Source organism: Natronomonas sp., assembly GCF_046710025.1.
Taxonomy (GTDB): domain Archaea; phylum Halobacteriota; class Halobacteria; order Halobacteriales; family Haloarculaceae; genus Natronomonas.
In genome coordinates, this window is record NZ_JBKEGK010000057.1 from 1 (window position 1) to 12,861 (window position 12,861).

14 protein-coding genes are annotated in these 12,861 nt (G+C 63.4%); 12 read left to right on the plus strand and 2 right to left on the minus strand.

What is annotated here, in order from left to right:
• Positions 1 to 391: 391 nt before the first annotated feature.
• The gene (locus ACI944_RS05820) at positions 392 to 1,111 is read right to left on the minus strand and encodes a helix-turn-helix domain-containing protein (protein ID WP_411718119.1); all 720 of its coding nucleotides are present in this window, start codon (positions 1,109 to 1,111) and stop codon (positions 392 to 394) included.
• Positions 1,112 to 1,380: 269 nt separating this feature from the next.
• Here ACI944_RS05820 and ACI944_RS05825 point away from each other — a divergent pair, with 269 nt between their 5' ends.
• The 5 genes from ACI944_RS05825 to ACI944_RS05845 are packed head-to-tail and all read left to right on the plus strand — an operon-like array spanning position 1,381 to position 5,549.
• Positions 1,381 to 1,623, plus strand: coding sequence for a sulfurtransferase TusA family protein (locus tag ACI944_RS05825; protein WP_411718120.1), 243 nt, complete (start codon positions 1,381 to 1,383; stop codon positions 1,621 to 1,623).
• Positions 1,620 to 2,765 (plus strand): NAD(P)/FAD-dependent oxidoreductase, encoded by a 1,146-nt coding sequence (locus tag ACI944_RS05830; RefSeq protein ID WP_411718121.1) that lies wholly within the window; start codon positions 1,620 to 1,622, stop codon positions 2,763 to 2,765. The genes ACI944_RS05825 and ACI944_RS05830 overlap by 4 nt, the downstream gene beginning before the upstream one ends.
• Positions 2,762 to 3,445 carry a DUF1641 domain-containing protein gene (locus ACI944_RS05835; protein ID WP_411718122.1) on the plus strand — a complete coding sequence of 228 codons (684 nt, stop codon included), beginning with the start codon at positions 2,762 to 2,764 and terminating at the stop codon, positions 3,443 to 3,445. The genes ACI944_RS05830 and ACI944_RS05835 overlap by 4 nt, the downstream gene beginning before the upstream one ends.
• 2 nt (positions 3,446 to 3,447) lie before the next feature.
• A complete protein-coding gene (locus ACI944_RS05840) occupies positions 3,448 to 4,620 on the plus strand; it encodes an NAD(P)/FAD-dependent oxidoreductase (RefSeq protein WP_411718123.1) in 1,173 nt (390 codons plus the stop codon).
• Positions 4,621 to 4,622: 2 nt separating this feature from the next.
• A complete protein-coding gene (locus tag ACI944_RS05845; RefSeq protein ID WP_411718124.1) occupies positions 4,623 to 5,549 on the plus strand; it encodes a DUF1641 domain-containing protein in 927 nt (308 codons plus the stop codon).
• Positions 5,550 to 5,757: 208 nt separating this feature from the next.
• Here ACI944_RS05845 and ACI944_RS05850 read toward each other — a convergent pair whose 3' ends face one another.
• Entirely contained in the window at positions 5,758 to 6,870 is a 1,113-nt protein-coding gene (locus ACI944_RS05850) for a sensor histidine kinase (RefSeq protein WP_411718125.1), read from the minus strand.
• Between the two features lie 171 nt (positions 6,871 to 7,041).
• Between ACI944_RS05850 and ACI944_RS05855 the strand changes: the two genes are divergently transcribed.
• The 7 genes from ACI944_RS05855 (at position 7,042) to ACI944_RS05885 (ending at position 12,710) form a co-directional block, all read left to right on the plus strand.
• Positions 7,042 to 8,091 (plus strand): response regulator, encoded by a 1,050-nt coding sequence (locus ACI944_RS05855; protein WP_411718126.1) that lies wholly within the window; start codon positions 7,042 to 7,044, stop codon positions 8,089 to 8,091.
• A gap of 67 nt (positions 8,092 to 8,158) precedes the next feature.
• Positions 8,159 to 10,255 carry a minichromosome maintenance protein MCM gene (locus ACI944_RS05860; protein ID WP_411718127.1) on the plus strand — a complete coding sequence of 699 codons (2,097 nt, stop codon included), beginning with the start codon at positions 8,159 to 8,161 and terminating at the stop codon, positions 10,253 to 10,255.
• Complete coding sequence (locus ACI944_RS05865) at positions 10,256 to 10,510, plus strand: hypothetical protein (protein ID WP_411718128.1); 255 nt, start codon at positions 10,256 to 10,258, stop codon at positions 10,508 to 10,510.
• 40 nt (positions 10,511 to 10,550) lie between these two features.
• Positions 10,551 to 10,889: a hypothetical protein gene (locus ACI944_RS05870; protein ID WP_411718129.1), complete on the plus strand. Its 339-nt coding sequence runs from the start codon at positions 10,551 to 10,553 to the stop codon at positions 10,887 to 10,889.
• 41 nt (positions 10,890 to 10,930) lie between these two features.
• On the plus strand, positions 10,931 to 11,563 hold the full coding sequence (locus ACI944_RS05875) for a hypothetical protein (RefSeq protein WP_411718130.1): 633 nt from the start codon (positions 10,931 to 10,933) through the stop codon (positions 11,561 to 11,563).
• 38 nt (positions 11,564 to 11,601) lie between these two features.
• Positions 11,602 to 12,177, plus strand: coding sequence for a hypothetical protein (locus tag ACI944_RS05880; RefSeq protein ID WP_411718131.1), 576 nt, complete (start codon positions 11,602 to 11,604; stop codon positions 12,175 to 12,177).
• A complete protein-coding gene (locus ACI944_RS05885; protein WP_411718132.1) occupies positions 12,174 to 12,710 on the plus strand; it encodes a hypothetical protein in 537 nt (178 codons plus the stop codon). The genes ACI944_RS05880 and ACI944_RS05885 overlap by 4 nt, the downstream gene beginning before the upstream one ends.
• Positions 12,711 to 12,861: the final 151 nt, after the last annotated feature.

Here is a 12,861-nt window from a genome sequence, read left to right on the forward strand (position 1 = left end):
AGAAGATCGAGTGAGGGAAAATCAAGTGAGGGAAAATCAAGTGACGGAAAATCAAGTGACGGAAAATCAAGTGACGGGGGGAGAACATCACAGAAAGCTGGACAGACGACGGAGATAGCGATCAAGTAAGAACTCAGCAGCTGAGTCTTGGAGAGTAAATACATTCCAGCCGACTTCAGTCAGCATCTCAGCGTCGCACAAGGGACAGTCTCCGATGTGATGTTTGAAAAGAGAAATTCGAACTTGTGAATGAATCGACCGCAGGCTTCCCGATCCTCGGACGGCCAGTTCGGCGCTGGTATATCTGAGCCGAGACGGAACGTCGGTCGATCAGACCAACGCACAGAGCACGGTTACACCACCGGGGGTCGCGAGGCAATTCCGTTCCGGCTCACGGCCCGCTGTCGATGAACGTCTCCACGAGCTCGGCGATCGCCCGACGGAGCCGGTAGGAGACCGTCGAGCGCGGGAGATCGAGTACCCCAGCGAGTTCCTCAAGAGTCACCTCACGCGGAGTTTCGAAGTATCCGTGCTCGGCGGCGGCAACGAGTACGTCGCGCTGCTCGGGCCGGAACCCGTTGGGGAAGACGAAACGGCTCCGCCACTGGTCGAGTTCGGTGAGATGGTCGAACGAAAACTTGAGCCCCTCGGCGATGCGTGCCCCTAGCGTGTCGTAGAGCAATCCGATCTTCTCGTCGCGTTGCGCTAAGACCTGCCAGGTCGCAGTCTGGCCGGTTCGAGCCTCTACGAACAGCGCACCGGCCGAAAAGTACCGGGTGGCGATTGTCGGGACGGTGTCGCAACGCCCGATATCGGAGACGTAGGTATACACCATCCGACATCTGGGCTGCTCGCCGAGCTGGCTGATCCGACGATCACCATCGCACGGCCGGCTCCCTATCGATTCCCGGTCCAGCGACTCGTCGAAGAGCAGTTCATCGAAGGTCAGAAGCTCGTCCGGATCGCCGGTAACGAACTCCAGGGCCCACATCCGTTCGGGGTCGAGACACGCGTAGATACGCTCCGAGCGCACGGAATCGTTGTCGGTGAGCGCGTCTGCGACGACGTCGATGCCCTCCTCGTACGTGATTGTGAAACCGAAATCATACATCCTACTCGCCGCCGATGGATTCGCCCGCGCCACCCCGTCGCGGGTCGCTCAAGCAGCTGAGATCCGGTTTGATCGAAACCGTTCGTCGATTCTCGGGGGGAGGAATATCGGACATCGGTCGTGTCGCTGAAGTTGTTTGTCGACATCCTACATGAACGCTCCGGCAGGAGATCTGCAGGGCGAGCGCCCGGTGGTCCGGACCGACGTTGCTAGACAGCTTGTCGTGCGACAAAGTAATTAATAATAATGTATATCCCAGATCTCACACGATGTCCGAATCCGAAATAGACGCCGACGTAACCGTGAACGCGATCGGTTCGTCCTGTCCAGGACCGCTGATGGATCTCATCGGCAAGGTGAAATCGGTCGACTCCGGGACAGTCATCCGACTCCAGAGTTCGAACGATCAGACGGAGGGCGATGTCGACGAGTGGGCCGAGGAGTCGGGCAATAAACTGCTCGCGGTCGTCGACCACGAGGATCACCAAGATCTCTACGTGGAGGTAACATGAGCGAACGCATCCTGATTGTCGGGGCTGGGACGGCCGGTTCCGTGCTTGCGAACAACTTGAGCGAGCACCTCGCCGACGAGATTGATGCTGGCGACGCTGAGATCGTCCTCGTCAACGACACCGAGGAGCACGTCTACAAACCGACGTGGCTGTACGTCCCCTTCGGCGAAAAGACGCCAGCCGACGCCCTTCGTCCGCTCGACGAACTCATCGACCGGCGAATCGACCTCGTCATCGACCGGGCGACCGCCGTCGATACCGACGCCAAGACGGTGTCGTTCGCGGGCGAAACGGGAGAGCTGTCGTATGATCATCTCGTTCTCGCGATGGGTACGAGCGTCTCGCCGGCCGAGACGCCGGGGCTTGCCGAAGGCGGCCACCACTTCTACGGACCGGACGGCGCAACGGCGCTCAGAGAGGAACTCGCGTCGTTCACCGGGGGACATCTCGTTCTCTCGGTCATCGGCAACCCCCACATGTGTCCGGTCGCGCCGCTGGAGTTCACGCTGATGGCCGACGACTGGTTCCGGAACCGGGGGCTCCGCGAGGACGTCGACATCACCTACACGTACCCGATCGGACGCTCCCACGGTATCAGATCCGTCGCGGAGTGGGCCGATCCGATCATGGAGGAGCGGAATATAAACGTCGAGACGTTCTTCAACCCCGACCGGGTCGACCCCGAGGCGGAGGTCATTCACACCGTCGAGGGGCAGGAACTATCCTATGACACGCTGGTCGCGATCCCGCCTCACGAGGGCAGCGATCTAGTCCGGGAGGCGGGTCTCGGCGATGACGGCTGGGTCGATGTCGACCCGAACACGCTCGAGGCGACCGGTGCGGAGGACGTTTACGCGCTCGGGGATGTCGCCGACCTCCCGACGAGCAAGGCCGGCAGCGCCGCCCACTACGCGGCCGGGGCGCTCGCAAAGCGGCTCGCGAGCGTCGCCCGCGGGGACGTGCCGACCAGCGAGTACGACGGCAAAACCGTCTGCTTCATCGAGAGCGGCCGTGACGAAGGGACGTACATCGCCTTCGACTACGAGGAAGAGCCTACGCCGAAAGAGCCCTCCCGGCTGTTGCACTGGTCGAAACTCGGCTACAACCAGTCGTACTGGCTGACCGCCAGGGGTGTCCTATGAGCACGCTCGACGACGAGGGCGAGCAGGGGACCGAACAGGCGGTGCCGCCGGAAGTCGAACGCGCCATCGCGGAGAACCCCGAGGCCGTCGCCGGCCTGCTGGAGCGGTCGGGGCAACTGGGGGAGTTACTCGACATGCTCGCGCTACTGGAGGACGGTCTCGACGACGAGATGGTCGAGAGCCTCACGGGCGATGCCACCACGCTCGGACTTGCGGCCGCGGAACTCGCCGAGCAGGAGACCGTCGCCCTGTCGTCGTCTGTCGGCCGCCATGGCGAGGAGCTTGCCCAAACCGTCGATCGGCTTGCGACGCTGCAACGGACCGGCACCCTTGATCGTCTGTTCGAAGTCGCGGACGCGCTCGCGCTCGTGACAGACGCTGCCGACGACGAGATGATCGAGTCGCTGGCTGCGACCGGAACGTCGCTGGGCGAACTCGCCGATACCGCGGCCGACGACCAGGTCCGAGCGGGGCTCGTCGATCTTCTAGAAGGAGTCGGCCGGGCCGACACGGAGGCGGCCGAACCGGTCGGAGCACTCGGGTTAGTCGGGGCGCTCCGCGATCCGGAGGTCAAAGACGGCCTCGGCTATCTGCTCGCGTTGGCCCGCGGCGTCGGCGCCGAGCGAGCCGATAGTGCGGACGTGACGGGCGAACTCGAACGCGGCGATCGGAGGCCCTAACGATGGCAGCGACTGCCGATACCGACGTGTTAGTGCTCGGGGCCGGGGCCGGTGGGACGATGACGGCAAACATTCTCCGGCGGCGTCTGGATGTGAACGTCACCGTCGTCGACCGGACCCGCACACACCACTACCAGCCATCCTACTACCTGGTCCCCTTCGGGTATATGGATCACGAAACCCGCGACGCGCGCAATCTGCTTCACGATGACGTGACCTTTATCGAGGACGCCGTACGCGGAATCGATCCCGACGGGAACACCGTGACCGGCGAACGGAACACATACCACTACGACGCACTCATCGTCGCGGTCGGCAACAGTCTTCAACCGGAGTCCGTCCCCGGGATGCTGGAAGGGTGGAACCGGACGGATAGCGTCTACCCGTTCTACGACCCCTCGGCGGCGGACGCGCTGGGCGAGGCGATCAAGACGTTCGACGGCGGTCGTTTTCTCGTGTCCGTTCCCGACACCCCGATCAAGTGTGGGGGCGCGCCGCTGAAACTGACGATGCTGATGGAGGAACACCTCCGGAAACGCGGTGTCCGCGAGGCGTCGGAGGTCGTCATGACCAAGCCCGGCCCAGACGTGTTTGGGACGGGACCGAAAGCCCCGTATCAAGAGCGCATCGAGGAGATCTGGGCGGAGCGCGATATCGAGTTCGTCCCGGAGTTCACCGTTTCGGAGATCGATTACGAGGAGCGAGTAGTCCACTCAAAAGAGGGCGAAGAGCAGTCATACGACATCTACGCGCCGGTTCCGCCGCAGTATGGCCACGAGTTCCTTGTCGAGGAAACGCCGCTGACCGGCGGCGGCGAGTACGTCTCCGTCGACGATCACACCCTCCAACACGAGACGTATTCCAACGTGTTCGCGGTCGGAGACTGTGCGGACGTGCCGACGTCGCGGACTGCGTCGGCGGCACGCAAACAGTCCCACGTCGTCGCGGACAACATCGAGGCGTTCCTCGAGAACCAGGGCCTCAACGACGGCTACGACGGGTACACAGCCTGCCCGGTCCTCACGGAGCAGGGCAAGGCGATGATCGCGGAGTTCAACTACGAGGAGTCCATCTCCGCGCCGGTCGTCAGCCGTCTCAACTGGATCCTCGACATCAACGTGATCCCGTCGCTGTACTGGAACGTCTGGATGCGCGGCTACGATCCGGTGCCGTGACCATGTCGGACGCATCCGAGCCGGTCGGTGAGATCCCGGCCGAGGACGACGAGGGGGTCGATCGGCTGCGAGCGCGCGTAGAGGCGAACGCCGACGACCTCGCAGAGCTTCTGGATCTCTTGGTCGCGATCCAGGGCCTCAGCGAGGACATCACTCCCGAACTCCGGACGGCGGCCGCCGAACACCGCGAGCCGCTGGCTGAGCTCCGGACCTCACTTGAGCGCGAGGAAATGCTCGTGCTGGCCGAGCGCGTCGGTGAGAACGCGGAGGATCTCGCGGAACTTCTAGATCTGCTCTCGGTGACGCGGGATCTCGCCGCCGATTTGACCCCGGAACTCCGGGCCGTCGCCGTTGAACAACGCGGGGAACTGGAGGCGCTACGGCTCGCGTTCGAGCGCGAGGAGACCTTGACGTTGCTGCGTCGACTCGGCCACAACACGGACACATTCCTCGACCTTCTGGCCGTTCTGGAGGTGACGAGTGAGACGCTCGCCGACCTTGCACCATCGGAAGACGCCGAAGCGGCGGCGCTCAGCGCGGATATCGAGCGTCTCGCGGCCGCCTTCGACCGCGAGACGACAGTCGCAACGGCCGAGCGTCTCGGAGAAAACATGGAGACGCTTCACGGGCTAGTCGCCTTACTGGAAGGGTTCGGCGAGAGTGCCGGGCGGACCACCGCGGAGTACTACGAACTCGGGCGGCGACTCGGCGGGGCGGCCGAAACTGCTGATCGGGTCGCCGACCCAGCGGTACTCGAGACCGTCGAAGCCGGCGCGGGGGCGGTCGCCGAAAACTCCGACCGACAGGTCGGCATCCTCGGCCTGCTATCCGCGCTTCGGAACGACGATGTGCAGCGGACGCTTGGGACAGTTGTCGAGGCGGCCGAGCGCGTCGGGGCCACACGGCGGGCGGAGGGAGAAGACGAGTAGTGCTGTCTCTCCGGTCTGTCCGAAGCTGTGACGCCAATGTTCACAGGGGGCGAGACGCCTCCGTCCGCACCGAGCGACCGTAGTGAGCGGTAGGGCGGAGATGAATCACCCAACGCACTGATCTGTCGCTCTCGTGGCCCCGCATCGCTCACATCTAGCAGTTCAGCAGTAAAGAAGCGCTAGCTCGGGGCTCGGACGAACGGTGAACTCAATTCGTACGTTCGACGCCCGTCATTTCGACGCGCGTGCCCCCGGTCGAGGCGTCAGCAATCGCGACGCGCCAGTGGTGGGCCGCAGCGATGTGCCGAACGCGAGCCAACCCAAAGCCAGCGTGGCCCTCTCTATCCGACATCCCGATGCGGAACGTGTCGTCGCGCCTGCTCTCGCGAATCCCCGGGCCGTCGTCCTCGACGTAGAACCCATCGAAGAGGGCACCAACCTCGACGGTCACCCCCGGCTCGGAGTGATCGATCGCGTTTCGATACAGTTCCCCGAGCAGCCCCCGAAGCCGCTCGCGGTCGGCGATGACCGTCCCGAAATCCGGGCGGCTCCCGTCGAGACCCCGAAGGCTGGCTTCGCCGGTGTCGAGATCCGCCCAAACGGATTGGGCTGCCGACGCGAGGTCGACGGGGTCGGCCGAGACAGCCGGGCGACCTTGCTGGACCAACGCGTTCATATCGTCGAGAAACGAGTCGATGCGATCAAGCGCGTCTAACCCGTTTTCGATCGCTTCGTTTTCGACGCCCCCGCTGGACGTGTCGACACCGTCGGAGAGATACTGAAGATATCCGGTTGCGACGTTCAGCGGACTCCGCAGATCGTGCGAAAGGGCGTGTCTGATGTCCTCAAGCCGTTCCCGTTCCCGTTGCAGCTCCCGTTGACGGACGTCGGCGGCGGCACCGTCGGCCTTCGTGTCCCCGCCCGGGTGGGTCGACTCGAACGCCCGCCGAACCCGCTCAACCAGACGCTCGACCGCATCGGGAGTCCCCCGGCGGACGTATCCGGAGACGCCGGCTTCGAGTGCAGTGGCCGCAAGCTCTTCGGACCCGTCGGTGACGAACAGCACGAACGGAGCGGTTGGCGACGCGAGTTGGCGTGTTCGCTCCCGAGAGAGCGCGATGCCGTCCATCCCAGCGAGGTGAGCGGCGCTGACGATACAGTCGATCGACTCCGGGAGGGTCTGAAGCGACGAGAGCGCGGACGCCGCATCGGGCTCCGAAAGCACCTCGACAGCCGTCTCGAGCTGTGAGAGCCGCGTCGTTATCGCAGCGTGGTCTTCCGATTCAATCCCGACGAGCAACACGCGGCGTATCGACCCCATCACAGTGTGGTATGGGCTATCCCCGTCAATACGCTTCGGATCGTCGCCGGGCCGTTTCGGGTCGTCGCCGAGCGGTTTTTTCGCCACTAGACATCTCATACGACGCCCGACGGGATCGATGCCCAAAATCGTGGAAACAATCATATCCCGTGCACTCCCAGCGTCGGTACGTTGCCGGGATCTATCGTCGCGGATTTTCAAGCCGACGTGGACGTAGACGGTCGATCCGAGGAGACCGCAGACCGGACGCGAGTCGTCCTAAACGAATCGAAACTTGGTTTCGGGCTCGACGGTGAGAAACAGGTCTTCGAGCTATCGAACATCTTCGATATCGTACAGGGTGTTTCGCGGGGGCAAGAGGCCGGATCGACCGGGACCGTCACCCTCGCGTCCCGAACCGACGGCCACCGAACGGCCATCTCAATCAGCGCCGGCGTGGAGAGGCTGGTCACGTTCCAACAGATCCTCTACAAGCAACTCCTGAGCGGAACGGACGTCGTATTCCAGTGTCGAGACCGCGCCGGCACCGCCAAGAGCGGGCCACAGGAGGGTACGCTGGTCGTCAGCCCGTCGCGGATCCAGTTTCACCCCGACGCAGCGGGCGAGTCGGTCGGTATCGCCAGAGACGAGCTAATCAAATTCAAGACGCCGTCCGGCGTGTCCGGCCACGACGATCAACAACCGGCGGTCGTTATTTACGCCGACACCGGCGATCGAGTTATTAAGACGACCGCCAGCCTGCCCTCGTTTCGGCTCCTCAATCTGTTCGGGCGGTATCTGCGGGCCGACCTGTTATCAACGGACGCGATCGGAACCGCATCCGGAGACGACGATACCATCAGCCTCCTGCTCGTCGATGACGACCCACACGACATCGAGATGGCAAGCGTGTTTTTGAGACAGCAACTCGAGGAGTTATCCATGACCACGGCCACGAGCGCCGCGGAGGCGCTCGATATCCTCGGCGGTACGCCGAGCGCCGGCGACATAAACTGCATCGTCAGCGACTACCGGATGCCCGGCATGAACGGCATCGAGTTCCTCAACGAAATTCGCGATCGGTATCCGAAATTGCCGTTTATTCTTTACACCGGGCAGGGAAGTGAAACGGTCGCAAAACAGGCGATTCTGGACAACGTCACCGACTACGTCGAAAAGGATGTCGGGCGTGGACAATACGAAGTGCTCGCCGAGCGGATTCAAAAGGCCATTCGCTCTTGAATCGCCCACCTGCCGGCTCCCGGAACCAAGGTTCTTATTCGGTGGCGCGCCAAGGGTAGATACTCAAATGGCTCGCGCGGAGGACACTGAGGTCATCGACAAGTTCGAGGCGTTCTATCGCGACTACTACCGGAACGAGATCGGGCAACTCGCACAGAAGTATCCAAACGAGAAGCGATCGCTGTACGTCGATTGGAACGATCTCTACCGGTTCGATCCCGACCTCGCGGACGACTTTATTGCGCAACCCGACCAGATACGCGACTACGCCGAGGAAGCGCTCAGGCTCTATGATCTACCGGTCGACGTCAAACTCGGGCAGGCGCACGTCCGGGTGCAGAACCTCCAGCGCACGACCGGGATCCGGGACATCCGCGCGCGTCACCGCGGCCAACTCGTCGAGGTAACGGGCATCGTCCGGAAGGCGACCGATGTCCGCCCGAAGGTGATCGAGGCGGCCTTCGAGTGCCAGCGTTGCGGCACGCTAACGCGAATTCCACAGACCTCCGGTGAATTTTACGAACCCCACGAGTGTCAAGGCTGTGAGCGACAGGGACCCTTCGACATCAACTTCGACCAATCGGAGTTCGTCGACGCCCAGAAGCTCCGGATCCAGGAGTCGCCCGAGGGCCTCCGAGGCGGCGAGACACCGCAAAACATCGACATCCACATCGACGACGACATCACGGGGGCAGTCACCGCCGGCGACCACGTCCGCGTGACGGGCGTGCTACATCTCGAACAGCAGGGCTCGAATCAGGAGAAATCGCCGGTCTTCGACGTGTACATGGACGGCATGGCCGTCGAGATCGAGGACGAGCAGTTCGAGGACATGGACATCACCGACGAGGATAAAAAGCGGATCATCGAACTCTCCAACGAGTCCGACATCTACGAGAAGATGATCGCTTCGATGGCCCCTTCGATCTACGGCTACGAACAGGAGAAACTCGCCATCATCATGCAACTGTTTTCGGGGGTGACGAAGCATTTGCCCGACGGCTCCCGGACACGTGGCGACCTGCACATGCTTTTAATCGGTGATCCGGGTACAGGAAAGTCGCAACTTTTGCAGTACATTCGTAACCTGGCTCCACGGTCAGTATATACATCTGGTAAAGGATCGTCCAGTGCTGGACTCACCGCTGCGGCTGTCAGAGACGACTTCGGCGACGGCCAACAGTGGACGCTTGAGGCCGGCGCGCTCGTGCTCGCCGACCAAGGGATCGCGGCCGTCGACGAACTCGATAAGATGCGTAGCGAGGACCGCTCGGCGATGCACGAAGCGCTTGAGCAGCAATCTATTTCCATCTCCAAGGCCGGTATCAACGCCACCCTCAAATCGCGGTGTTCGCTTCTGGGCGCGGCGAACCCCAAGTACGGCCGCTTCGACCAATATGAGCCGATCGGCGAGCAGATCGACCTCGAGCCGGCGCTCATCTCACGGTTCGATTTGATCTTCACGGTTACGGACCAGCCCGACGCCGAGGAAGACGCGAATCTCGCCGAGCACATTATCAACACGAACTACGCGGGCGAGTTGCACACCCACCGCGAGAACACGACGACATCGAACGTCTCCGAGGAGGAGGTCGAAAACGTCACCGAGGATGTCGAACCAGAGATCGACGCCGAGTTGCTCAGGAAGTACGTCGCCTACGCCAAGCGGAACTGCTACCCGATGATGACCGAGGAGGCGAAAGCCGAGATCCGGGATTTCTACGTTGACCTGCGCTCGAAGGGCCAAGACGAGGACGCCCCGGTCCCGGTGACGGCCCGAAAGCTAGAGGCGTTGGTGCGGCTCGCGGAGGCCTCCGCGCGGATGCGGCTGTCCGATACCGTCGACCGCGGGGACGCCGAGCGCGTCATCGAAATCGTCCGGTCGTGTCTCAAAGACATCGGTGTCGATCCCGAGACCGGCGAGTTTGACGCCGACGTCGTCGAGACGGGACAAAGCAAGACCCAACGCGACCGGATCAAGAACATCAAGTCGCTGATCGCCGAGATCGAATCGGAGTACGACGAGGGGGCGCCGATCGAGACGATCCTTGACCGGGCCGAAGAGGTGGGCATGGAGCGCTCCCAAGCCGAACACGAGATCGAGAAACTCCGCCGGCAGGGGGATGTGTACGAACCGACGACGGACCATCTGAGGACGGTGTAGATGGACCGGATCGCGGCCCTCCGTCGGGTCGAGGCGTCGCTGTCGGCGTTTGAATCGGGCGAGACCGACCTCGAGACGTGTGAACGGCGCGTCCGCGCCGTCGTTCGAACGTTCGCGACGGAGTTTGACGGCGACCTCTCGGCGTATCGTGCTGACGACGGGACCGTAGTGGTCGCCGCCTCCGAGCGCGAGGCCCGCGAGCAAGTCCGTGAACTGACCGATGCCGACGCGCCGACAGTTCAATTGATCGATTGAACGCTTAATTTTAATATCTGATCTGCTCGAAAGTTCAATCATGCTGTTGGTCGTAACGTATTCACAGGCCGCCCGGACATCACTCCGGAACGTCTGTCGGACACACGCCGCAAGCATTGTTCGACGGCTTGGACGGGCGGCGCTGCTTGAGGAAACGGAGCACGGCGCGTTTCTCGCGCTCCGGTTGCGTCAAAAACACCCTGACGCGGTCCAGCTCGAGCGGACCGAGCCGCTCAACGAATTCCAGGACGTCCCCGAAGCAGTCCGCGAGGCCGCAAGCGCCTATGAGGACCGGGCGAACGACACCACGCCATACGCGGCGTTCGCCGTCGGGTCCCCACACCCGTCGCCGTCGACGCTGAAGAACCGGGAGTTGTGAGCCTTTACGAACACGTCCGGGTACTCGCCCCCGGCCTATCATTGTCCCGCCGTGACGTGCTCGTGGCTGCGGCCCGGTCGCTGGGCGTCGAGACGAGCGTCGACGCCGAACTGCGGACGCTACGGACGGAACTCGACGCTGTGCCTGCGTCAGTTCCATCGCGGACGGCGGCCCGCCGTCGAGTGGCCGAAACCGCCACCACACTCGAGGTGAAGCGCGAGCACGTAGCGACACTCCGAGGGCGAATGCAGGCCGACGACGGGGGGAACGTCGATGCCGCCTACCGGGACGCGATCAGGACGCTCTCGGAGGCTGAAACAGAGCACGCGGCCGCGAGGGAAGCCTTGGCTGACGCTCGCGATCAGGCACAGTCTGCGTTCGACGCGCGCGATCGGCGTCTGCATCTTGAGGACCGTCTCGGGAACGCCAGACGAACGGCCCGCCGAGAATTAATATCGGCGATCCGTCCGCGCGTCGACGACGCGGTAGCGGACGCGCCGGGAAGCGAGGTCGACGACTTCGCTAGGGCGGACGCGGTGTCAGCCGCGTTCGCGGTCGTCAGGGTGGGTCGGATCCAACGACCGATCGTAGTGGCCTGTGGTCGGTTCCCGGACCGCGACACGGCTGAGCGCTGGCTCAAGACGCCGGTGTATCGGATTCCACCCCGGGGGTGACCCGCCGGTTTATAACACAACGGGCGAGCAAACCGGGTATGCCGACGCTGAACGCCACCGTCATCAACGGAGAGCGGGCGACGTTCGTCGAGGCGGTCGTTCGGGCCGACCGACCCCACCGGATCCGGATCGAACCGTGTTTCAATGGCGTAATCTGGCCGCCACGGACCGGCGGGCGGTTCGCCGCGGGGTGGGACGAGCAGGGACTGACGACAACAGTCGGAACTGGGGGGACGGCAGTCGGTTTCGCAACGCCGGTCCAACCTGACGGACCCCCGGTCACGATCGTCCGTTCCGAGCCACTCTCAAGCGACCTTCCCGCTGGAGTCACCGCATGGCTCGATCGCATCAGATGTCGTCTCGACGCAGCCGAACGGCTCGGGGCCGCCACCGACCTGCGTGCCGCTGCCGACGCGGTGGCGTCGGTTGGCGGTCTCGCAGCGGCTGAGCACCTCGCTGGCGACATCGCCCGGGACCGGCGACTCGCGGCCCGGCTATCGATAGTTCCGGACCGAATCCAAGCGCGGCTAGAGGCCGTCGAGATACCTGCGACAGAGTTTGCCCGACTCGCCGGGCCACAGTATATATACGACGACGCCAAAACTGAGGCGTGACCCTTTTCGATTCGCTCCTCGATCCGGCCAACAACGAGGCCGTTGGGGCGGTCGCTCTCGCCGTCGCCGGCGCGGAACGCGACCTTCACGAGGCGATCCAAGCCCACTATGAGGCGCTCGGCGCCGACCCGCCCGAGGACGGTCCGCCTGTTGAGGCGCGCGTCGAGCAGTTACGCCGGCTCGTGAGCCATCAAATTGAGGGCGATCTGTGGGGGTATTTTGTCGAGGAGGAAGCCCCCAGTGGGCTCGAACGGCCCGACGACGCGCGGGCGTTTGCGGATCTGGATGACGACGCCTGGACCGATCGTCTCGACGCGCTCGCCGACGCCGCTCCGGAAGACTCGGGGGAGACGGCCCGCGAGCGGGCGGACGCGGTCGTCCGAGAGCGGTTCGGCGTCGATCTTGAGACGTTCGAGAACCGAATCGTCGGCTGGCAGCCCGAACGGACGCTTCGGCGGGCGATCCGGGGGCCGATCGACGCCGACATCAAGCGGCTCCAAGCGGCGACTGAGGCGATCGAGAGCGATGAGTAGCGCTCCGTAACCAGGTTTATGTGTCGGTCCTCTCCGCCTGTAACGTGTCGTTAGATCACTCAGCGTTCACGAGAGCCATCTAGGCATCGAGTGTTCCGCCCAGGCGATGACTCCGGTCAGCGCGACCGCTACAGCTAGCATGAGATATACC